Raw genomic sequence first — 20,743 nt, 5'->3', positions numbered from 1 at the left:
GGTGTCCCCGGTGTCCCCGGTGTCCCCGGTGTCCCCGGTGTCCCCGGCGCCGAAGGCGCCTGCGGGAACGGGCCGCCGCCGCTTCGACGGCGCCCGCCGGCTCACCTACCTCACCCTGCTCGCGGTGGCGTTCTTCTCCGCGCTCCCGCTCTACTACAGCGTCGTGGTGGCCTCCCGCGACAACGCGGCGCTGGCGGACGTGCCGCCTCCGCTGGTGCCCGGCGGGAACTTCTTCGCCAACGTCGCCCGCGTCTTCGACACCGTGCCCTTCGCCCTGGCACTGGCCAACTCCGTCATCGTGGCCGGGTCCATCGCCCTGGCGGTGATGTTCTTCTCCACGCTGGCCGGGTTCGCCTTCGCCAAACTGCGCTTCCGCGGCAGGAACGCGCTGCTGCTGCTCACCGTGGCGACCATGATGGTCCCGACCCAGCTCGGCATCATCCCGCTCTACATGCTGATGGTGAAGCTGGAGTGGACCGGCACGCTGTACGCGCTGATCGTGCCCGCGCTGGTCAACGCGTTCGGCGTCTTCTTCATGACGCAGTACCTGTCGCGGGCCCTGCCGACCGAGCTGCTGGAGGCCGGCCGGGTCGACGGCTGCACCACCTGGGGCCTGTTCTGGCACGTGGTGCTCCCCGTCGCCCGCCCCGCCGCGGCCGTCCTCGGCATGCTCACCTTCATGTCGGCCTGGAACGACTACTTCTGGCCGCTGGTCGTCCTGACCCCGGAGAACCCGACGGTCCAGGTCGCCCTGTCCACGCTGGCCGCCGGCTACGTCAACGACTACGTGCTCGGCCTGGCCGGCACCGCGCTCGGCACGCTGCCGCTGGTCATCGTCTTCGGCCTGCTCGGCAAGCAGATCATCGGAGGAATCATGCAAGGAGCCGTGAAGGGATGACCGTCGTCAACGCTCGGGGGACCGCGCCTTCGCTCCTCACCGGAGGGCGGGCGGACTTCCCCGCAGGCTTCGTCTGGGGCGCCGCGACGGCGTCCTACCAGATCGAGGGGGCGGCGGCCGAGGACGGCCGCGGCCGGTCCATCTGGGACGCCTTCTCCCACACCCCCGGCAAGGTGGCCGGCGGCGACACCGGCGACGTCGCCTGCGACCACTACCACCGCTACGCCGAGGACGTGCGGCTCATGGCCGAGCTGGGCCTGCACGCCTACCGCTTCTCGGTGGCCTGGCCCCGGATCCAGGCCGACGGCACGGGCCCGGCCAATCCGCTGGGGCTCGCCTTCTACGACCGGCTCGTCGACGAGCTGCTCGCGGCCGGGATCACTCCGTACACGACGCTCTACCACTGGGACCTGCCGCAGGCGCTCCAGGAGCGCGGCGGCTGGGCCGACCGCGACACCGCGTACCGGTTCGCGGAGTACGCCGAGCTCGTGCACGCCCGGCTGGGCGACCGCGTCGGGCACTGGACCACGCTGAACGAGCCGTGGGTCTCGGCCTTCCTCGGCTACGCCTCCGGCGTGCACGCGCCGGGCGAGCAGGACCCGGCGGCCGCCTTCCGCGCCGCCCATCACCTGCTGCTCGGCCACGGCCTGGCGGCGCGGGCGCTGCGCGCGGCCGGGGCGCGGGAGATCTCCCTGGTGGTCAACTCCGCGCCGGTCCTGACCCCCGCGCAGGTGGCCGACCCCTCGGCCCCGGTCGCGGAGGCCGACGCCGAGGCGGTGCGCCGGGTGGACGCGCTGCTCACCCGGCAGTTCCTCGACCCGGCGCTGCGCGGGGAGTACCCCGCCGAGGTGCTGGAGATCGTCGAACGGCACGGCGGGCTCGCGCACCTCGCCGACGGCGACCTGGAGGTCATCCGCCAGCCGATCGACCTGGTCGGGATCAACTACTACAACCCCTGCGTGGTGGAGTCGGGCCCCGGCGAGCCGGCGAACCCGGCCTGGCCGGGCACCGAGGACGTGCGGTTCTGCCCGGCCGAGGGTCCGCTGACCGCGATGGGCTGGCCGATCGTGCCGACCGGGCTCTCCCGGCTGCTGCTCCGGCTCGCGGCGGACTACCCCGAGGTCGGGTTGATCGTCACCGAGAACGGCGCGGCCTTCGACGACACCGTGGAGGAGGACGGCAGGGTCCGCGACACCCGCCGGACCGCCTACCTGGACGGCCATCTGCGCGCCGTGCACGCCGCGATCGAGGGCGGCGCGGACCTGCGCGGCTATATCGTGTGGTCGTTGCTGGACAACTTCGAGTGGGCCGAGGGCTACCGCCGGAGATTCGGGATCGTGCACGTCGACTTCGACACCCAGCGGCGGACCCTCAAGGACAGCGCGTTGTGGTATCGCGATGTCATCCAGCGGAACGGAGTTCTCGAAAAGGCATGAAACGACCCACCTTGGAGGCGGTCGCCGCCCGGGCCGGAGTGTCCAAGTCGAGCGTCTCCCGGGTCGTCAACGGCCAGGACACGGTCACCCCGGAGATCCGCGAGCTCGTGCTGCGGGCCGTGCAGGAGCTGGGCTACGTGCCCAACCCCGCGGCCCGCAGCCTGGTGACCCAGCGCACGGACGCGATCGCCATGATCGTCTCCGATCCGCCGGCCGGGCTCGTCTCGGACGACCCGATGTTCTCCGCGGTCGTCCGCGCCGCCAGCCGCGAGCTGGAGACGGCGGGCAAGCAGGTCGTCCTGATGATCGCGGGCTCGGCCGAGAGCCACCGGCGCGTGCAGCGGTTCGTCTCGGCCGGGCACGTGGACGGCGTCATGCTCGTGTCGATGCACGGCGCCGACCCGCTGCCCGCCGCGCTGGCCCGGCTGGGCCTGCCGATGGTCTCCCACGGCAGGCTCACCATGCCGGTGGACGTGCCCTTCGCCGACAACGACAACCTCGGCGGCGCCACCCAGGCGGTCCGGCACCTGCTCGACCGGGGGCGGCGCCGGATCGCCACGATCTCCGGCCCGCTGGACATGCCGGCCTCACAGGACAGGCTCACCGCCTACCGCGACACGCTGCGCGGCACCGGCCGCCGGTCGATCGTCGCCATCGGCGACTTCACCCGGGCCTCCGGGGCGGAGGCCATGCGCCAGCTCCTGCAGGACGACCCGGCGCTGGACGCGGTGTTCGCCGCCAACGACCTCATGGCCGTCGGAGCCCTGCGGGCGCTGCGCGAGGCGGGCCGCCGGGTCCCCGACGACGTGGCCGTCGTGGGCTACGACGACATCGAGGCCGCCCTCTACACCGATCCTCCGCTCACCACGGTGCGCAGCCCCATGGACGAGCAGGCGGCGGCCTCCGCCCGCCTGCTGCTCGGCCTGCTGGAGGGCGGTCCCGCCGACCCGGTGATCCTCCCGGCGGAGCTGGTGGTGCGCGAGTCGGCCTGAGCTCCCGCCGTACAGCCTCCATAGGGCGATGCCCTCGCCCATCCATTCCCGGAAGTAAGCAGGAACCCTCCCATCCCCGGCCCTCATCTCTCTCATTTCAGCTCGCAGCGCGGCAGTCCGGAACCCCCGTCCGACATGTATGGCACGAGAGGGGAGCGAACACACCCGTCTCTCACTACGAGCTTCCGAATCCTCCAGCAAGAGGTCTCAGACGCCGATCAGGAGCCAAGATCGCCAGAAAGCCGATCGCCAGAGACGATGCGGCAATCACCCAGCACATCCAATCGTCCATGGGTCGCCCAGTCCAGTTCCACCACCTGACGTTTCCTTCTGCGTCATGCCCGTAGTACGTCAGAGGAAAGAGTGCGAGCAAAGGGAAGATCCAGGCCAGACGCCATCCGAAGAGCCTTCCCGAGACGATGGCCGGACCTGCCCAGATGAGTGCAGACCGTGTGAAAGCAATCGCATTACCCGGATTCGATACGACGACTTCGGCGATCCAGCAGGTAATGATTGTCAAGCCGACGACGGAAATCTCATACGCCTGCTTCAGACGGAAGAACCGTCGTGCACCCAGGAGCTCCCAATCTCCCATGCGACTGTAGAGGCTCGTACACGCAATCGTGGCGACCACCATCGCAAGCACCTGGCGCAAGGGCAGGGTCACCATTCCGGCCCGTTCCGCAGAAGGCAGAAGCAGCTTGGACGATCCGAACCATCGCTCGCTGCAGACAATAAGTACAACGCCGACTACGGAGGCATAAGACTGTCTAACCCTGATGAATGCCGGAACACCATTGGGTCTATTCCGCACAGGGAGTCTCCGCGATCTGCTCGAGCCGGCCGGTCGCCCACGCGATCTGCTCCCTCTCAGACTTGCCGATGAGGTCCCCTATCGAATGTACATCGACGCCCGGCGGTGCTCCTCGGACATCGGAAGGCTGGCTGGCTCCATTGACACGGGCCTCGATCCAGGTGGACAGCTCGAAGAAGGACAGGGTCCGCCGAGAGTCGTCCTCCTGGCTCTTCGCATCGCAGAAGTCCTGGAAAGTCGACTGGATTATGGATCCCGCGATGCCCGGCGAGACCGACCACATGCTTCCTTCGATGATCTCGAAGTCCGGAGATGTCCATGACGAGGACTTTCGAAGGCCCTTTTCGAAATACTTGTCGGGCATCTTGAAGACACCCTTCGGAAGGCCACTGATCCTCTGCGCCATGGCAGAGAGCTCCGGCATGTACTTGCGGTTTTCCGGCCAAACACAAATAGACGGCGCAGTCGATGTGCAGAGAGGGTCCGACGGCGGGTTCCGAGGAGTTCGGAGAGGACCCGAGACGGAGAGAAAATATGTGCACGTCGCGAACATCGCCAGTGCGGCGACGCCGCTGACGACCCGGACCGAGGCGGGTCGCCATCCATGATTGGATTTTCTCGACGACCTCGGGACGAAGACCGCGATGGCAACGATAGCAGCGGACACAGACGATCTGCTCAGGATGGCTTCGGTGCTGATTCCGAGCCTCGGCGTCCCCGAGAGCACGAAGAATCCCAGGCCTTCAGGACCGCCAAAGGTCCCCAGGAACAGGAAAGAAAGCGCTGCACACACGACCGGCGCCATGAGCTTAGCGCCTGTCAATCGGCCGGCAAGATGACCGAAGGCTCCGCATCCGACGATAACGGAAGCACCCAGGAGAAAATAACTGGGCCAGATGAAGCCAGGGCCTGCCATCGGCGAGCTGACGATCGCTGCAGCCACAGCGCCAACGCTGTACGCGACGAGTCCGTACGTCAATGTGGCCGCCAGTAGCGTCAGCTCGATTCTCCAGGCGGCACGAGCAGCGCAGCCGAGCTGTGCGTCCATACCTCTTCTCGCGTCGCGACCAGCCGCCCATGCGGCAGCAGCAGCGAAACCAGGCCCCAAGAAGAGCGATGGCATCTGTGCGGCAGCGCTGGCCTGCGGCCACACTCCGATCCACCACCGGCTGCGGCCGAATAGAACTGAGATCTCAATCAAAAGGAGAAGGGGAAACCACCACTTCAGCGGCGATCGGCGCAACTCGATAAAATACGTGTTCACGATGCGGAAGTCCCGGCCGCCGACAGGACGGACATATATCCACGCTCCAATGGACTGTCACCGGCCGCGTCCTCAGCGGCGTGATCCGCCAAGTCCACAGGAGATCCCCTGTAGACGAATCTCCCCTTCAGCAGCACCGCGACGTCATCACAGGTGACGGCCACATCCTCCACCAGATGCGTGCTCAATATGACAGCGGTTCCGGTCAATGACCGGATAAGATTTCTGAATTCCAGGCGCTGAGCAGGGTCGAGGCCGACGGTAGGCTCATCCAGGAGCACGAGAGGGGGATTTCCCACGATAGCCGCAGCGATTCCCGCCCTTCGAATCATGCCGCCCGACAGAGATTTCATCCTTGCAGATCCGTGGTCCCCTAGGCCCACCGCCCTGACCGCATCGACCGTCGCTTCGTGCAATCTGCCGGCAGGAACCTCCCTGAGCCAGCCGCAATAACGGACGAAGTCATAGACCGAGAATCGCGGATAGTATCCGAAGTTCTGCGGAAGATAACCAATGTTTCGCCGGGCTCTACGAGCCGCACGTTCCGAACCGACGCGTTCTCCGCATATGTAGACATCACCGCGCTTCGGGGGGACCACAGTCGCCAGAGTCCGAAGCAGCGTGGTCTTCCCTGCTCCGTTGGGCCCTAGTAGCCCCAGCACTCCAGCACGAAGACCGAGATCCAGGCCGTCGATTATTGTTTTCCTTCCGTAGCCTTGCGACAGACCTGCGACCCTGACAGTGTCATGCAAATTTCCGGCCTTTCCACCATGGGGTGGATGCCGTCCCTCGACGACATCCACCCCATTCGTCAATGCAGATGCGGGCAACCGCACATCCACACCCAACGCATCTACTAAACCGTCCAGCTGGCCTTGGCCTTTGTAACCTCGATCACACACTCCGCGGATCCCCAGGTGGGGGACGTGCCCTTCCTGATCCGGTCACCGCCGGTGATGTTCCAGCCGTCAAGAGGGCCGCTGCAGTAGTAGTTGTTGTAGTAGGTCGCCGTCTTGGTCGCCGGAGAGCAGTAGCCCGAAGAAGCCGTGTTCCACCAGCGGACATAACAACCGTTGACGCTGGGGCTCTGGCCGCCAGCGAAAGCGGCGGGGGCAGCCGAGAACCCGGCCGCTCCAACCAGTACGGCAGCGAAGACAGCCTTTCCGCCGACGACGAGCGTACGCCTGAGACGCAAGTTCATGTTTCTCCCTTGCTTGCAAAGACAAATAAAATATGGACACCTTTTGTGTGGTGCCCGGTTTGCGAAGGTGAAGGTATCAAGGTGGTGATCTTGCGTCAAATCACGACTTCTTCGCGTCTCGGCCTCAACTCTCCGCGCTCTCGGCAGAACGGTGGATGAAGTCGTGACCTGGCCGCAGAGTTGCTGTTCGTAAGCTCGCCGCCACTCGCCGGTGAAAATCCGGTCCAGGTAGCTGTCAAGAGTCCCTGTGGCAGACTCGCGGCTTTTCTTGAAACCCAGTGAGGCTCTTTCATCCTCGGAGCCCTTTTCAACCTGACGGCGCTGGTCGGCGTGGGCGTAAGGGGAGATGGGTTGAGGTGAGATGAGGCCCCGGCAAGACAGCAGTCGACCAAGATCCGATGCCCCGACCGGGAGCCTCGTTACTGTCATACCGTGCCGCGATTCCGCTGTCCGACCACACTCTTGCCCGCCTGGCTGAGCTGATCCGCGCCCACCGTGTCGAACGACGCTCCCGCTGGCGCCGCCTCGGCCCCGGGCAACAAGCCCTCCTCGTTCTGGCGCATCTGCGCAACGGCGACACCTACACCCGCTGAGCAGCGGGTTCGCCATCGGCACCACCACCGCCTGGCACTACGTGCGCGAGGCGGTCGACCTGGTCGCTGCCCTGGCCGACGACGTGCACACCGCCGCGCTGAAAGCCTCCCGCCTGGCCGACGCCATCCTGGACGGCACACTCATCTCGATCGACCGGCTCGCCGACGGCAGGCTGTACTACTCCGGCAAACACCACCGGCACGGGGCCAACGTCCCGTTCCTCGCCGATCCGGCCGGCCGCCTGGTGTGGGCCTCGCCCGTGCTGTCCGGGGCAATGCACGATCTGACCGCGGCCCGGCGGGCCGGCCTGATCGACGCCCTCGCCAATGCCGGCGTCCAGGTCTTCGCTGACCGGGGGTACCAGGGCGCGGGCGGCACGATCCGGACCCCGTTCAAGCGCCATCGGCACCGGCCGCGCCTGGCGCGCCACCAGAAGTCCGTCAACCGCTCCCACGCCCGCATCCGGGCGATCGGGGAACGCGCCGCCGCGACCTTGAAGGCATGGAAGGTACTGGTCCGGCTCCGCTGCCGCCCGCGCCGCGCCACCGCGATAGTCCGGGCCATCCTCGTCCTGCAGCTCATCGAAGAGGGCCGCTACTCAGGATGAAAAAACGCTCGAGGTGTTAATGCCATGGCGATCCAGAACCGCGACTCCACAGGACTCAGGGCAGACCACTCCGAGTCCAAGGCGACAACGTGCAGTCGGCGGAGGGCCGGCGCGTCAGCCGTACCGCAGCGCGTTCACGACCACCGCGAAGAAGATCAGCACGACCACGCCGACCGCGAGCATGCCCCGGACCGCGGCCCAGGCGTCCGCCTTGGCCTTGGGCACCTTGTCCGCCGCCGCCTTCGCGTCCTTGATCGCACTCCCCCAGCCCGCCCACTTGTCCCGCGTCCGCTGGAAGCGCCTCCCGACGAAGAACGCGATCGACGCGATCACGATGATGATGAGGACCCGGCCGTCCGAAGTGCCCATGGGCGACTCCTGTGGGGAGTGAGGCGTGGTTTCGCGCACTCACCGTACGCCCGCGGTCACGTTCCGGCTACTGGAATCTCCCAACCCGCGGACGACCCGGACCGTTCAGAGGCGGCTCAGTGGACCGTTCAAGCGCGGTTCAGGGGATGGCTCAAGGGGCGGCGATGTGCACGACCTTGGTGTGGGTCATCTCGTCGAGCAGCTCGGGGCCGTACCCGAAGCCCTCCCCGCTCGCCCCGAGGGGTTGCGCCGCGCCGCCCGGCGCCCCGCCGAAGACCGCGTTGACCTTCACCGTGCCCGCGCGCAGCTCTCGCCAGGCCCGCTGCACGTGGGCGAGCGAGGGGGTGAGCACCGTGGCGGCCAGGCCGTACTCCCCCGTGTTGGCCAGGGCCAGCGCCTCGTCGAAGCTCTCGACCACGCGGACCGCCGCGACCGGGCCGAACGTCTCCTCCCGCAGCACGGCCATGTCGTCGGTGCAGTCGGCCAGCACGGTCGCCGGGTAGAAGGCGCCCGGCCCGTCGGGGATCCGGCCTCCGGTCAGCAGGCGCGCCCCCGCGGCGACCGCCGCGCGCACGTGCTCGTGCACCGCCTCGCGCTGCCGCCGGTCGACGAGCGGGCCGAGCGTGGTCGCCTCGTCCAGGCCGGGGCCCGTGCGCAGCGCCTCCGCCGCGGCGACGAGGGAGGTGGTGAACGGCTCGGCGACGGAGCGGTGGACGTAGATCCGCTCCACGGAGACGCAGATCTGGCCCGCGTTGGCGAAGCAGCCGAGGGCGGCCTGCTCGGCGGCCCATTTCGGGTCGACCCCCGCGTCCACGATCAGCGGGTCCTTGCCGCCGTTCTCCCGCAGCACCCGGCAGCGGGCGGCGGCGGCGATCTCGCGTCCGGCGGCGGTGGAGCCCACGTGGGCGAGCAGGTCCAGGCCCGGGTGGGCGGCGAGCGGCGCACCGGCGCTCCGGTCCCCCGCGACCATGGTGAGCACGCCCGGCGGCAGGTCCTCGGCGAGCAGCTCGACCAGGCGGGCCCCGGTGTGCGGGGTGCGCTCGGAGGGCTTGTGCACCACGGTGTTCCCGGTGACCAGCGCGGCGCCGATCAGGCCGCAGGCGATCGCCACCGGGTCGTTCCAGGGGGTGATGACGCCGACGACGCCGCGGGGCTCGCGGACCATCAGGTCGGTCGCGCCCCAGCCGCCCTGGAGGCTGCGCCCGCCGTGCAGGGGGCCCAGCTCGGCGTACTGCTCCAGGGTGCCGGCCCCGGCCTCCACGCCGCCCCGCGCGTCCGCCAGCGGCTTGCCCATCTCCGCCGTCACCAGCCGTGCCAGCTCGCCGGCGTGCTCCCTGACCCGGGCGGCGGCACGGCGCAGCAGCGCCCCGCGCTCGGCCGGGGCGACGCGCGCCCACCCGGGGGCGGCGGCGCGCGCCGACCGCACGGCGGTCTCGACGTCCTCGGCGCAGCCGCGCGGGCACTCGCCCACGCGCTCGCCGGTCGCCGGGTCGTCCACGGCGATCGTGCCGGCGCCCGCGCTCGCCCGCCACTCGCCGTCCGCAAAGAGCCATCGCGTTCTCATGGCGGCTCCCTACCCGGTGCGGCGGACCGGATGCCCCGCCCCCGGCCCCGTCCCCACCGGCGCCCCCACCGGCGCCCCCGAAGGCCCCTCACCCCCTGCCCTCCGGCCCCGCCGGACCCTCCCGGACCGCGCACCCCCGGCACCGTCCGCCCCTCCCGGACCGCGCTCCCCGGCGCCGCCGGATCCTCCAGGACCGCTGTGGTGATCGCCCGGCGGACCTCCGGCGATCACCCCGCCCGACCGTGATGTCACGGTGCTGTCACAAACCTTGACTAGCGGCCTGCCTGGGCATTTGATAACTGTTCACACCCCTGAAACATTCGTCGGTATGTTCGCCGCCGCTGAATGTGAACGCTAACACTGCCGATGAGCACCAAGAGACCCGGGCGACACGGCGGAGGGGCCGTGGTCGCAGCGGCCGTGAATGCGTCCGCGTCACTTGAAGGAGAGAACATGAGGCTCGCGAAGCTGGCCACCGTGCCGATCGGCCTGGCCATGGCCCTGGCGATGACCGCCTGCGGCTCGGCCACCAAGACGGTCGACCAGGAGGCGGCGCCGAGCGCGGGCTCGGCCGCGGGCGCCCTCGTCGGCGTCACCATGCCCACCAAGTCGTCCGAGCGGTGGATCCACGACGGCGACAACGTCAAGAGCTCCCTGGAGAAGCTGGGTTACAAGGTCGACCTGCAGTACGCGGAGAACGACATCCCCACCCAGGTCAACCAGATCGAGAACCAGATCACCAAGGGCGCGAAGCTGCTGATCATCGCCTCGATCGACGGCACCGCGATCACCACGCAGCTCCAGCAGGCGGCCGACGCCAAGATCCCGGTGATCGCCTACGACCGGCTCATCCGCAACACCCCGAACGTCGACTACTACGCCACCTTCGACAACCACAAGGTCGGCGTGCAGCAGGCGACCTCGCTGCTGGTGGGCCTCGGGCTGAAGAAGGCCGACGGCTCCGACGGCGACGCCAAGGGCCCGTTCAACATCGAGATCTTCGCCGGCTCGCCCGACGACAACAACGCCACCTTCTTCTACAACGGCGCCATGGAGGTGCTCAAGCCGTACATCGACAAGGGCACCCTGGTCGTCAAGAGCGGTGAGACGGACTTCAAGACCGTCGCCATCCTGCGCTGGGACCCGGCCACCGCGCAGAAGCGCATGGAGGACCTGATCACCAAGGCCTACTCCGACGCCAAGGTCCAGGGCGTGCTCTCGCCGTACGACGGCCTGTCCATCGGCATCCTGTCCGCGCTGAAGAGCAGCGGGTACGGCACCGCCGACCAGCCCTACCCGGTCGTCACCGGCCAGGACGCCGAGGTCGCCTCGGTGAAGTCGATCATCGCCGACGAGCAGTACGCGACGATCTACAAGGACACCCGCAAGCTGGCCGAGGTCACCGTCGAGATGGCCGACGCCGTGCTCAAGGGCGGCAAGCCCGAGGTGAACAACACCACCGACTACGACAACGGCGACAAGGTCGTCCCGTCCTACCTGCTCGAGCCCGTCGTGGTCTACAAGGACAACTACAAGCAGATCCTCGTCGACTCCGGTTACTACACCGAGGACCAGCTCAAGTAGCCGGCGCGGCGCCGGGCCGGTCCTTCCCGCGAAGGGCCGGCCCGGCGCCGGTCGCGAGGGGGGAGACGGACGGCATGACCGACCACATACTTCAGATGCGGGGCATCACCAAGACGTTCCCGGGCGTCAAGGCCCTCCAGGACGTCAACCTGGCGGTACGGCGCGGCGAGATCCACGCCGTCTGCGGCGAGAACGGCGCCGGCAAGTCGACGCTGATGAAGGTCCTGTCCGGGGTGTACCCGCACGGCTCCTACGACGGCGAGATCGTCTTCGACGGGGAGCCGTGCCGGTTCTCCGGCATCCGGGACAGCGAGCGGCGCGGCATCGTCATCATCCACCAGGAGCTCGCGCTCAGCCCGTACCTGTCGATCGCCGAGAACATCTTCCTCGGCAACGAGCGGACCCGGCGCGGCCTGATCGACTGGAACCGCACGAACGCCGAGGCCGCCGCGCTCCTCGAGCGGGTCGGGCTCCGGGAGAACCCGGTGACGCGGGCGATGGACATCGGGGTGGGCAAGCAGCAGCTCGTCGAGATCGCCAAGGCGCTGTCGAAGCAGGTCCGGCTGCTCATCCTGGACGAGCCGACCGCCGCGCTCAACGACGAGGACTCCGCGCACCTGCTCGACCTGCTGCGCGGGCTGCGCGACGAGGGCATCACCTCGGTGATCATCTCCCACAAGCTGAACGAGATCAAAGCCATCGCCGACTCCACGACGATCATCCGCGACGGCCGGACGATCGAGACGCTGGACATGTCGGGCGGCGAGGTCACCGAGGACCGGATCATCTCCGGCATGGTCGGCCGCGACCTGGAGCACCGGTTCCCGCCGCACGAGCCCACGATCGGCGAGGAGGTGCTGCGGATCGAGGACTGGACCGTGCACAGCCCGGCCCAGCCCGACCGCGCCGTCGTCTCCGGCGCCAACCTGACGCTGCGCCGCGGCGAGATCGTCGGCCTGGCCGGGCTCATGGGCGCCGGCCGTACCGAGCTGGCGATGAGCGTGTTCGGCCGCAGCTACGGGGTCGGCGTCTCCGGGCGCGTCTACAAGGACGGCAGGGAGATCCAGCTCCGCTCGGTCAGCGAGGCCATCTCCCACAAGATCGCCTACGCCACCGAGGACCGCAAGCGGTACGGCCTCAACCTGATCCAGGACATCCAGCGCAACGTCTCGGCCGCCGCGCTGGGCAAGCTCGCCAGGCGCGGCTGGATCGACGGCAACGAGGAGTACAGGGTCGCCGACGGCTTCCGGGCCGACATGAACATCAAGGCCCCCAGCGTGCTGGCGGTCACCGGGAAGCTCAGCGGCGGCAACCAGCAGAAGGTCGTGCTCTCGAAGTGGATCTTCACTGACCCCGACGTGCTGATCCTGGACGAGCCCACCCGCGGCATCGACGTGGGCGCCAAGTACGAGATCTACGCCATCATCAACCAGCTCGCCGACCAGGGGAGGGCCGTGCTCGTGATCTCCTCGGAGCTTCCCGAGCTGCTCGGCCTCTGCGACCGCATCTACGCGATGTCGGCCGGGCGCATCACCGGCGAGGTGCCGAGAGCCGAGGCCACCCCCGAGCGCCTCATGCAGTTCATGACCAGGGAGAAGGAGTAATGGCACAGACGAGCAGGGGCAAGGCGCTCGCGTCCGGGGCGGGCGCCGAGGTCGTGGGCAACGGCCCGCCCCCCGCGAAGGCATCGGGCGGCCGGTTCTCCTTCAACCTGCGCGAGAGCGGCATCTACGTCGCCTTCGCGCTGATCATCGTCCTGTTCTCCATCCTGACCGACGGTGGTCTGCTCAGCCCGCAGAACATCTCGAACATCATGGTGCAGAACTCCTACATCCTGATCCTCGCGATCGGCATGATCCTGATCATCATCGCCGGCCACATCGACCTGTCGGTGGGCTCGGTGGTGGCGGTCAGCGGCGCCGTCGCGGCGGTGCTGATGGTGGACATGGGCATGCCGTGGCCGCCGGCGCTCCTCATCACGCTCCTGGTCGGCGCGCTGATCGGGGCCTGGCAGGGCTACTGGATCGCCTACTTCGGCATCCCGGCGTTCATCGTCACCCTGGCCGGGATGCTGATCTTCCGGGCGCTGACCCTCACCGTGCTCGGCAACCAGGGCATCGGGCCCTTCCCCGACGAGGTCCGGACCCTGGCCAACGGCTTCCTGCCCGGCTTCCTCGGCAACGTCGGCCTCGGCCCGCTCGGCGGCGCCGACCTGTTCACCCTGATCGTCGGGCTGGCCATCGTGGGCGGGATCGTCGCCACCCAGTGGCGGGCCCGCCAGGCGCGCCTCGGCTACCGGCAGGAGGTCGACGCGCTGCCGCTGTTCGCGCTCAAGATGGCCGCCGCCGCCGCGGTGGTGATGACCGTCATCGTGCAGCTGGCCCGGTTCAAGAACCTGCCCTGGGTCCTGGTGCTGCTCGCCGTCCTCGTGCTGGGCTACACGCTGCTGACCAACCGCGCCGTCTTCGGCCGCCACGTCTACGCCATCGGCGGCAACCTGCACGCCGCGAGCCTGTCCGGCATCAAGGTCAAGTCCGTCACGTTCTGGCTCTTCGTCAACATGGGCGTGCTCTCGGCGCTGGCCGGGATCATCTTCGCCGGGCGGCTCAACCAGGCCGGTCCCACCGCGGGCAACAGCTTCGAGCTGGACGCCATCGCGGCGGCGTTCATCGGCGGCGCCGCCGTGCAGGGCGGCGTCGGCAAGGTGGTGGGCGCCATCACCGGCGGTCTCATCATGGCCGTGATCAACAACGGCATGTCCCTCATCGGCGCGCCGAGCGAGCGGGTGATGCTCTTCAAGGGCCTGGTGCTGCTCGCCGCCGTCGCCTTCGACGTCTGGGCCAAGCGCCGCGCCGGCGCGGGCGGCTGAGCGGCCGCGCCCACCGGGCCCGCCGGGCCCACCGGGCCACATGGTCCGCCGGGCCCGCCGCACCCACTGGCCCGCCGCATCCGCCGGGATCGCCTCCGGCGGATGCGGCGGGCCTTCGGCGTACCGGACACCGGGCGGCCCGGCCCTGCGGCCGCCCCTCGGCGAGCGATGAGCTGCAGAGCGGCGGGCCGTCCACGGCCTCGGCCGCTGCGGCACCCGTCGGCTCAGAGCCCGCCGTCCCGGCTCCGGCCGTCCGGTGACCGGCGGCCCGCGGTCGACGGCCGGAAGGTCAGACGGCCCGGTGGTACTGGTCGGGCCAGCGGGGCTGCGCGCCCAGCTCGCGGGCGGCCAGGTTCGGCCAGTAGGGGTTGCGCAGCAGCTCGCGGCCGAGCAGTACGGCGTCGGCCTGCCCGGAGGCGACGATCTCCTCGGCCTGGTGCGGTTCGGTGATCTCGCCGACGGCGGCGACCGGCAGGTCGGTCTCGGCGCGGACCCGGGCCGCGAACGGCACCTGGTAGCCGGGGCCGGCGGGGATCCGCGCGCCGGGGGCGTTGCCGCCGGTGGAGGTGTCGAGCAGGTCCACGCCGCGGGCGAGCAGTTCCTTGGCCAGGCGGACGGTGTCGTCGGCGGTCCAGCCCTCCCGCTCGTCCTCGGGGTTCTCGGTGAGCCAGTCGGTGGCCGAGACGCGGAAGAACACCGGCAGGTCCTCGGGCCAGACGGCCCGCACGGCGTCGACGACCTCGAGGGCGAGGCGGACGCGGCCGTCGAACGAGCCGCCGTAGCCGTCGGTGCGGTGGTTGCTGTGCGGGGAGAGGAACTCCCCGATCAGGTAGCCGTGCGCGCCGTGCACCTCCGCGACCTGGAAGCCCGCCCGCAGCGCGCGCTCCGCCGCCCGGGCGAAGTCGCCGACGACCCGCTGGATCTCGTCCGCCGTCAGCTCGTGCGGGACCGGGTGGCCGGGCGCGAACGGGAGCGGGCTCGGCGCGACCGGCCGCCAGCCGCCGTCGGCCTCGCCGACCGGTGCTCCGCCGAGCCAGGGCCGGTCGGTGGAGGCCTTGCGCCCGGCGTGCGCGAGCTGGATGCCGGGCACCGTGCCGTGCTCCTTGAGGAGCCGGGTGATCCGGGTGAACGCCTCCTCCTGCCGCCCGTTCCACAGCCCGAGGTCGGCCGGGCTGATCCGGCCCTCCGGGGAGACCGCCGTGGCCTCGGTGAGGATCAGCCCGGCGCCGCCCACCGCCCGGGCGGCGAGGTGGGAGAGGTGCCAGTCGTGCGGCACTCCGGTCTCCGGGCCGTCGGTCGCGGCGGAGTACTGGCACATCGGCGCCATCCAGATCCGGTTGGGGACCGTCAGGGACCGCAGGGTGATGGGTTCGAACAGCACGGGGGCCTCGTCTCGATCGTTCGGGGGGACAGCTCGTCCGGAGTCCGGTCTTTATACGATAATCATCGTACTACGATAAATGTCAAACTACGATGGATGTCGTACGATCGTGCCGGGACGAGGAGGAGGGGGTCACCGATGTCCGCACGGATCCTGGACCATCCGAGCACCGGGGAGATCCGGCTGGAGGCGGTGCTGCACGCCCTCGCCGACCCCATGCGCCTGGAGATCGTGCGCTTCCTCGCCGAGTCCGGGAGAGGCGTCCCCTGCTCGGAGATCGAGCTCGCCGTCAGCAAGTCCACCGGCACCCACCACTACCGCGTCCTGCGCGAGGCCGGGGTCATCCGGCAGGTCTACCACGGCACCTCGAAACTGAACTCCCTGCGCCGCGACGACCTCGACGGCCTCTTCCCCGGCCTCCTGGACAGCGTCGTCGCCGCGACCCGCAAGCGGTCCACGGTCTAGCCGGGGCCGGCCGGACCGCCCCCGTCGGCGACACGCTCGGCCACCCCTCCGGCCACCCGTCCGGCCACCCCTCCGGCCACCCCTCCGGCCGCCCCTCCGGCCCCGCGGGCGCCGCATGCCCGCCCCTCCTCCACCGGCCTGCCGCAGAAGAGGCCGCCACCGGGCGCCCGGCCGCCGGCGCGAACCCCAGCGACAGCGATCTCCCTTCGGCGCCCCCATTTCCGTACATCGTACGGTACAGTGCACGGGAAAGGTTCGACGGAGGGAGTGACGATGGAGCAGACCACAGTGCGACAGGACGACACGGGGAGCAGCGTGGAGAGCGGTGCGGGCGACGGCGCGGAGAGCGGGGCGTTCACGCCGACCGCCGGGGACCTGGCCGCCGTCGAGGCCTGGTTCGCCGAGTACGACGCGCTGGCCGAGCGGGGCGCGGTCCGGGAGATCGCCGACCTGGCGGTCTTCCCGCTCAACCTGGCCACCGACGTGCCCGGCGGCTCCGCCGCCGTCCGGCAGTGGAGCCGCGAGGAGTTCGTCGAGGTGATGACCGAGGTCATGGGCGGCGGCACGGCCGGTCTGGCGATGGAGTCCGTCCGGACCCCGCGCTTCCTCACCGCCAACCTCGTGCTCGTCGAGACGGAGGCGACGATGACCGGCGCGGAGGGGGACCGGCGGTCGACCCGCTACGCCGACCTGCTGGTGCGCACCGCCGACGGATGGGCGTTCCAGACCATGGTGCAGGGCGGCTGGGGCCACGGCTGGCCGCCCGCCACCCGCGGCTGACCCCGCCTCCCGGCTCGCCGAGAGGTCCGGCGAGCCGGGAGCGCCACTCCACCGGCGGCCCCTTCGCCGAGGGGCGGTTCCGTGAAAGCTCTCACGCGGCCCCGGCCCGCCGGGCTCCTCCGGGCCGATGTGGCGGTCATCCGGCGAGACGGCGGCCACCCGAATCCGGAAAAAACCGGCCGCGCGGTCGACACCCCGCAGAGATCATGAAATTTTGACAATGTGATCGAGATGATCGACGGCCGCCATCGACGGAATCCAGGCGCGATTCTTCCGCGATTGCGCGGATATCACATAGTTTCTTCAAGACGCGTTCCGGCGATCGCCGAATAGGCTTTCACCATGACCTCACCGTCTCCCCTCCCGCCGGACGGCAAGCCCGGGACCTCGGAAGGAATGGGCGGTCCCGCTCCCGGAGGCACCGGCGGGAGCGGGACCGGAGAGGGGGTCCGCAGCCTGCTGATAGCGATCGTCATCGAGCAGATCTTCCGATGGTTCTCCGAGGATTTCGGCTCTTTCATAACATCGATTCCAGGTGGCCGGATAACCGCCGTCCTGGTTCTCGCGCTTCCCGTCAGCCTTTTCCTCTACCACCGGAGACTCGCCGGGATCCGCGCCCGATCGGCCCGCCTCCTCGCTCCCGTCACCTCCCTTCTCCGCAACGCCTTCGGGAGGTTCTCCCGCAGGAGCAGGCGGGCGCGCCAGGCCGCCCGAGGGCTGCGGAGCGCGCGGCCGTGGGTGGCGACCGCTTACATCTTCACCGGCCTGGGAATGGCCGCCGGACTCGTCCTGTGGGGAGGGCAGCAGGGCGTTTCGTGGCTGGCCGCGAAATAGTCCCTGCGACCCGCCGCGGGAACTCCGCGTGGTCACGGCCCCGGAGAACGTGCACGCGCTGCGTGCGGCCGCCGCCGGCTTCTCCGCCGGAAGGACCGCGGACGGCTGCCGGGAGCACCGGATATCGGTGGGACCCGCCCCCTCGATCGACGAGATGATCTACGGCTTCGAGAACGGCTGGCAGCGCCAGGACGCCCGGCAGGAGGGGGAGCCGTTCGTCCGGCTCCTCGGGATACGCCCGGACGCGTGGGTCGCGACCAGCAGCGGCGAGGCGGAGTACGTGAGACAGCGGGTGAACTCCGCCCGGGTGACGTTCGCCGGCGGTTTCCCGGTGGCCCGGGACCGCATGGTGATCGCCATGCTCGGTGAGCCGTTCGACGGCATGGAGAGGGCCCTCGGCCCGGCGGAGGAGGGCGGCCACCGGCTCGGGACGCTGGTGGACACCGCCCGCGCGAAGCTGGGCATGAGGCTGATCCATCCACAGCCGGGCCTGTCGTCGGCCGGGCTGATCGCGGCCTCCGAACTCACCGGCCTGAACAGGGCCGGCGACACGACCCGCAGCGTGGCCTTCGACGAGAGCGTCAGCGCCCTGCTCTGCCGCTTCAAGGATCCGGACGGGCCGGAGCGGGAGACGGTGGCGCTGGTCGTGCCCTCGCACAGCGTGCACGACTACAACACCAGGAACCTCTCGGACGAGGGCTGCCCCGGCAACGCGCCGAGCGGGAGGGACGCCCTCAAGGCGTTCTCCTCCCCCGACCTGTCCGCGCTGGACCACCCCTTCCTCACCGTCACCTGGGCCGGCGAGAAGAGACCGGAGGCCCACCGGGCCCTCACGGACTTCGGGAGGTGGCTCGGCGCCGGAGGGCTCTTCCCCGCGGCCCCGGCCCCGGCCGGGACGCCCCGGGTGAAGGACGCCGCCGCCCTCCACGACGTACGGCGGCGCATCGACGAGGAACTCCCGGGCATCAGCCTCCACCTCGTGCTCGACGCCTCCGGATCGATGGCGCAGCCTCCCTCGTCCCTGCTGCTCAGGGCCCGTGAGGCGTTCCCCGTCGTGCGAGGGGCGCTCGCCCCCGCCGACCGCCTCTCCCTCGGCAGGTTCTACACGGCCGGTGGCGGGACCGAGGTCACCGCGCCCGCCGGGCGCGCCGGGCGCGACGACCTGGACCGGCTGACGCAGGACATCGCCGCCCCGGAACCGGTCGGCCGGGACGCGCCGGTCTCGGAGATGCTGGAGAAGGTCTCCCCGCACGTCGACCGGCTCGGCGGCACGGTCGCGGTCCTCACCGACGGCGGCGTCCTCGGCGACGAACCGGACGACCGCGCCATCGGCAGGGCCCTCGCCCGCGCCGGGAGGGTGCGCAACCTCTACGTCCTCGTCCTCGGCGACGGCCGGTGCGGCGGTGGGCTGCCGCCCGGAAGCCGGCGGGCCGGCGGCAAGCGGATCGTCTGCGCGGAGGCGGGACAGGACCTGGAGGAAGGGCTGAGCAGGATGATCTCCACGGTCCGGGGGTGGTCATGACGGCGGCCGGGCGCCCGGAGGGGCGCCTCCGCCTGCGCAGGCCCCCGCGCCCGCTCCGGCCCCGGGTCGCCCTGGCCGGCTTCTGCACGGGTTTCCTCGTCGTCGCCGTGTTCGGCTTCGCCCCGTACCGGGCCTCCACCGACGAGGCCCGGGCGTGCGCGACGGACGGCGAACTCACCATCGCGACGGGCAGCGACGTGAGCACCGGCAGCTTCCGCCGCGACCTGATCGAGGAGTGGAACCGCCGGGAGGGGGCGATGAAGGCCAAGCTGGTCGAGATATCGAGCTCCACCGACGAGGAGCGCGCCGAGATGGCGGCCGCCGCCCAGTCCCAGAGCTGCGCGTACGACATCCTCGTCCTGGACGTCGCCTGGACCGCCGAGTTCGCGCGGAACGGCCACCTCAGGCCGGTCGCCCTCGACGCCGGACGGAGCGCCGCCTTCCTGGACAAGCCCCTGGACAGCACCGAGGTGGACGGGGTGCGGTACGCCCTGCCGTTCGCCACCGACGCGCCCCTGCTGTTCCGGCAGGCGGGCCTGCCCCTGCCCACCGCCCCCGGGCAGCTCGTGCGCCTCGCCGCGGAGCACGGCTACGCCGGGCAGTTCGACGACTACGAAGGAGGGACCGTCAACCTCCTGGAGGCGGTCCTCTCCGGCGGAGCCGAGGTCATGGAGGGTGACCGCGTCGTGCTGGACGCGCCGGAGAACGCGGGGAAGGCGAAGGGGGCGCTGACGGCCTGGCACGCCATGCTGTCCCGCCAGACCTGGACGGACGGCGCCCGCAGCCTCAGGGAGGAGAGCAGCCTCCAGGGCTTCCGGAGCCGGCGGGCCGGTTACCTGCGCAACTGGCCGTTCGCCTTCCACCGGCTCGCCTCGGACCCGTCCATGCGCGACGGGAAGAACCTGCGCTTCGCCATGAGCGCCCTGCCCGGACCCGGTGTGCTGGGAGGCTTCAACCTCGCCGTCACCAGGCGGTCCCCCGACCACGAGCAGGCGGAGCGCCTCATCGCGTTCCTCACCACGGCGGAGGCCCAGAAGAAGCTGTTCGCCTGCGGCGGCTACCCACCGGTGGTCGAGAGCGTCTACGACGACTACCGCGCGGAGCCGGGGGCCGGCGCCTCCGGCGCGGGAGGCGCGGGCCCGGAGGAGACGGGGGCCACGGCCTCGGGGCCGAGGACCTGCCGAGAGCTGCTGGCGGCCGGGGGACTCCGCCCCGCGGGCCCCGATCCCGGCACCGAGATCACCTCCGGCCAGCTGGCGCTCTTCGCGGACGCGATCCGCCGCGCCGTACAGGACACGCGCCCGCGCCCGCCCGTGGCCCACTACGCCACCTTCAGCGAGGTCTTCCGGTCCTGCCTCCGGCAGGTGACGTCGGGGGCGCTGAGCCCGGACGACCTGGACTTCCCCCGCTACGCCGACGCGCTCCGCGGCGCCCTGGACGGGCGCCGCCCGGAGGGCGACCCCTGCCGCCGCTCCTCCGAGCAGTGACGGGGACCGCCTTCGCGGCCGGGGGACTCGGCTGCGGCCCGCTCTCTCCCCCGATCCGCGCGGTGGTCGCCGGTCGGTGGCG

Annotated in this window: 18 protein-coding genes and 1 pseudogene; 12 read left to right on the top strand and 7 right to left on the bottom strand. The window is 70.3% G+C overall.

Going from position 1 to position 20,743, the window contains the following annotated elements; genetic code table 11:
* The first annotated feature begins 37 nt into the window (after window positions 1-37).
* The 3 genes from IEZ06_RS00685 to IEZ06_RS00675 are packed head-to-tail and all read left to right on the top strand — an operon-like array spanning window position 38 to window position 3,326.
* Complete coding sequence (locus IEZ06_RS00685) at window positions 38-898, top strand: carbohydrate ABC transporter permease (RefSeq protein WP_189234899.1); 861 nt, start codon at window positions 38-40, stop codon at window positions 896-898.
* A complete protein-coding gene (locus IEZ06_RS00680; protein ID WP_189234676.1) occupies window positions 895-2,334 on the top strand; it encodes a GH1 family beta-glucosidase in 1,440 nt (479 codons plus the stop codon). Before IEZ06_RS00685 ends, IEZ06_RS00680 begins: the two co-directional genes overlap by 4 nt.
* Window positions 2,331-3,326 (top strand): LacI family DNA-binding transcriptional regulator, encoded by a 996-nt coding sequence (locus IEZ06_RS00675; protein WP_189234675.1) that lies wholly within the window; start codon window positions 2,331-2,333, stop codon window positions 3,324-3,326. Before IEZ06_RS00680 ends, IEZ06_RS00675 begins: the two co-directional genes overlap by 4 nt.
* Before the next feature lie 175 nt (window positions 3,327-3,501).
* On the opposite strand, the gene IEZ06_RS00670 is transcribed toward IEZ06_RS00675, so the two are convergent.
* The 4 genes from IEZ06_RS00670 to IEZ06_RS00655 form a co-directional block, all read right to left on the bottom strand.
* Window positions 3,502-3,996, bottom strand: coding sequence for a hypothetical protein (locus tag IEZ06_RS00670; RefSeq protein WP_189234674.1), 495 nt, complete (start codon window positions 3,994-3,996; stop codon window positions 3,502-3,504).
* A gap of 133 nt (window positions 3,997-4,129) precedes the next feature.
* Entirely contained in the window at window positions 4,130-5,188 is a 1,059-nt protein-coding gene (locus tag IEZ06_RS00665) for a hypothetical protein (protein ID WP_189234673.1), read from the bottom strand.
* A gap of 212 nt (window positions 5,189-5,400) precedes the next feature.
* Window positions 5,401-6,066, bottom strand: coding sequence for an ATP-binding cassette domain-containing protein (locus IEZ06_RS00660; protein WP_229797708.1), 666 nt, complete (start codon window positions 6,064-6,066; stop codon window positions 5,401-5,403).
* A 194-nt stretch (window positions 6,067-6,260) separates the two neighbouring features.
* Window positions 6,261-6,605, bottom strand: coding sequence for a hypothetical protein (locus tag IEZ06_RS00655; protein WP_189234672.1), 345 nt, complete (start codon window positions 6,603-6,605; stop codon window positions 6,261-6,263).
* 398 nt (window positions 6,606-7,003) lie between these two features.
* Here IEZ06_RS00655 and IEZ06_RS00650 point away from each other — a divergent pair.
* Window positions 7,004-7,806 (top strand): annotated as a pseudogene (locus tag IEZ06_RS00650) (transposase family protein).
* Between the two features lie 114 nt (window positions 7,807-7,920).
* Here the strand turns inward: IEZ06_RS00650 and IEZ06_RS00645 are convergent.
* Both IEZ06_RS00645 and IEZ06_RS00640 read right to left on the bottom strand, forming a co-directional pair.
* The gene (locus tag IEZ06_RS00645; protein WP_189234671.1) at window positions 7,921-8,175 is read right to left on the bottom strand and encodes a hypothetical protein; all 255 of its coding nucleotides are present in this window, start codon (window positions 8,173-8,175) and stop codon (window positions 7,921-7,923) included.
* A gap of 151 nt (window positions 8,176-8,326) precedes the next feature.
* Complete coding sequence (locus IEZ06_RS00640; protein ID WP_189234670.1) at window positions 8,327-9,739, bottom strand: aldehyde dehydrogenase family protein; 1,413 nt, start codon at window positions 9,737-9,739, stop codon at window positions 8,327-8,329.
* 453 nt (window positions 9,740-10,192) lie between these two features.
* Between IEZ06_RS00640 and chvE the strand changes: the two genes are divergently transcribed.
* The 3 genes from chvE to mmsB all read left to right on the top strand — a co-directional run bounded on the left by chvE (window position 10,193) and on the right by mmsB (window position 14,192).
* On the top strand, window positions 10,193-11,323 hold the full coding sequence (chvE, locus tag IEZ06_RS00635) for a multiple monosaccharide ABC transporter substrate-binding protein (RefSeq protein ID WP_189234669.1): 1,131 nt from the start codon (window positions 10,193-10,195) through the stop codon (window positions 11,321-11,323).
* 74 nt (window positions 11,324-11,397) lie between these two features.
* A complete protein-coding gene (mmsA, locus tag IEZ06_RS00630; protein WP_189234668.1) occupies window positions 11,398-12,927 on the top strand; it encodes a multiple monosaccharide ABC transporter ATP-binding protein in 1,530 nt (509 codons plus the stop codon).
* Complete coding sequence (gene mmsB, locus IEZ06_RS00625) at window positions 12,927-14,192, top strand: multiple monosaccharide ABC transporter permease (protein WP_189234667.1); 1,266 nt, start codon at window positions 12,927-12,929, stop codon at window positions 14,190-14,192. The genes mmsA and mmsB overlap by 1 nt, the downstream gene beginning before the upstream one ends.
* 289 nt (window positions 14,193-14,481) lie before the next feature.
* Here mmsB and IEZ06_RS00620 read toward each other — a convergent pair whose 3' ends face one another.
* The gene (locus IEZ06_RS00620; protein WP_189234666.1) at window positions 14,482-15,573 is read right to left on the bottom strand and encodes an NADH:flavin oxidoreductase/NADH oxidase; all 1,092 of its coding nucleotides are present in this window, start codon (window positions 15,571-15,573) and stop codon (window positions 14,482-14,484) included.
* 138 nt (window positions 15,574-15,711) lie between these two features.
* On the opposite strand from IEZ06_RS00620, the gene IEZ06_RS00615 reads away from it, so the two are divergent.
* The 5 genes from IEZ06_RS00615 (at window position 15,712) to IEZ06_RS00595 (ending at window position 20,661) form a co-directional block, all read left to right on the top strand.
* Window positions 15,712-16,038, top strand: coding sequence for an ArsR/SmtB family transcription factor (locus tag IEZ06_RS00615; protein WP_203871692.1), 327 nt, complete (start codon window positions 15,712-15,714; stop codon window positions 16,036-16,038).
* A gap of 273 nt (window positions 16,039-16,311) precedes the next feature.
* A complete protein-coding gene (locus IEZ06_RS00610) occupies window positions 16,312-16,818 on the top strand; it encodes a nuclear transport factor 2 family protein (RefSeq protein WP_229797684.1) in 507 nt (168 codons plus the stop codon).
* Window positions 16,819-17,160: 342 nt separating this feature from the next.
* Window positions 17,161-17,652, top strand: a complete 492-nt coding sequence (locus IEZ06_RS00605) for a hypothetical protein (protein WP_189234664.1) — start codon at window positions 17,161-17,163, stop codon at window positions 17,650-17,652.
* Window positions 17,653-17,680: 28 nt separating this feature from the next.
* Complete coding sequence (locus IEZ06_RS00600) at window positions 17,681-19,174, top strand: substrate-binding domain-containing protein (protein ID WP_189234663.1); 1,494 nt, start codon at window positions 17,681-17,683, stop codon at window positions 19,172-19,174.
* Window positions 19,171-20,661, top strand: a complete 1,491-nt coding sequence (locus IEZ06_RS00595; protein WP_229797706.1) for an extracellular solute-binding protein — start codon at window positions 19,171-19,173, stop codon at window positions 20,659-20,661. The genes IEZ06_RS00600 and IEZ06_RS00595 overlap by 4 nt, the downstream gene beginning before the upstream one ends.
* The last annotated feature ends 82 nt before the right edge of the window (window positions 20,662-20,743 follow it).

It is taken from the genome of Planomonospora antibiotica (genome assembly GCF_014647955.1).
Taxonomy (GTDB): Bacteria; Actinomycetota; Actinomycetes; order Streptosporangiales; family Streptosporangiaceae; genus Planomonospora; species Planomonospora parontospora.
This window is presented reverse-complemented; position numbering and strand designations above follow the sequence as displayed.

Coding starts and splice junctions, on each gene's coding strand:
- IEZ06_RS00680 (WP_189234676.1), top strand. CDS start 895: ATGACCGTCGTCAACGCTCGGGGGACCGCGCCTTCGCTCCTCACCGGA.
- IEZ06_RS00675 (WP_189234675.1), top strand. CDS start 2,331: ATGAAACGACCCACCTTGGAGGCGGTCGCCGCCCGGGCCGGAGTGTCC.
- IEZ06_RS00670 (WP_189234674.1), bottom strand. CDS start 3,996: ATGGTGACCCTGCCCTTGCGCCAGGTGCTTGCGATGGTGGTCGCCACG.
- IEZ06_RS00665 (WP_189234673.1), bottom strand. CDS start 5,188: ATGGACGCACAGCTCGGCTGCGCTGCTCGTGCCGCCTGGAGAATCGAG.
- IEZ06_RS00655 (WP_189234672.1), bottom strand. CDS start 6,605: ATGAACTTGCGTCTCAGGCGTACGCTCGTCGTCGGCGGAAAGGCTGTC.
- IEZ06_RS00645 (WP_189234671.1), bottom strand. CDS start 8,175: ATGGGCACTTCGGACGGCCGGGTCCTCATCATCATCGTGATCGCGTCG.
- IEZ06_RS00640 (WP_189234670.1), bottom strand. CDS start 9,739: ATGAGAACGCGATGGCTCTTTGCGGACGGCGAGTGGCGGGCGAGCGCG.
- chvE (WP_189234669.1), top strand. CDS start 10,193: ATGAGGCTCGCGAAGCTGGCCACCGTGCCGATCGGCCTGGCCATGGCC.
- mmsA (WP_189234668.1), top strand. CDS start 11,398: ATGACCGACCACATACTTCAGATGCGGGGCATCACCAAGACGTTCCCG.
- mmsB (WP_189234667.1), top strand. CDS start 12,927: ATGGCACAGACGAGCAGGGGCAAGGCGCTCGCGTCCGGGGCGGGCGCC.
- IEZ06_RS00615 (WP_203871692.1), top strand. CDS start 15,712: ATGTCCGCACGGATCCTGGACCATCCGAGCACCGGGGAGATCCGGCTG.
- IEZ06_RS00610 (WP_229797684.1), top strand. CDS start 16,312: ATGGAGCAGACCACAGTGCGACAGGACGACACGGGGAGCAGCGTGGAG.
- IEZ06_RS00605 (WP_189234664.1), top strand. CDS start 17,161: ATGACCTCACCGTCTCCCCTCCCGCCGGACGGCAAGCCCGGGACCTCG.
- IEZ06_RS00595 (WP_229797706.1), top strand. CDS start 19,171: ATGACGGCGGCCGGGCGCCCGGAGGGGCGCCTCCGCCTGCGCAGGCCC.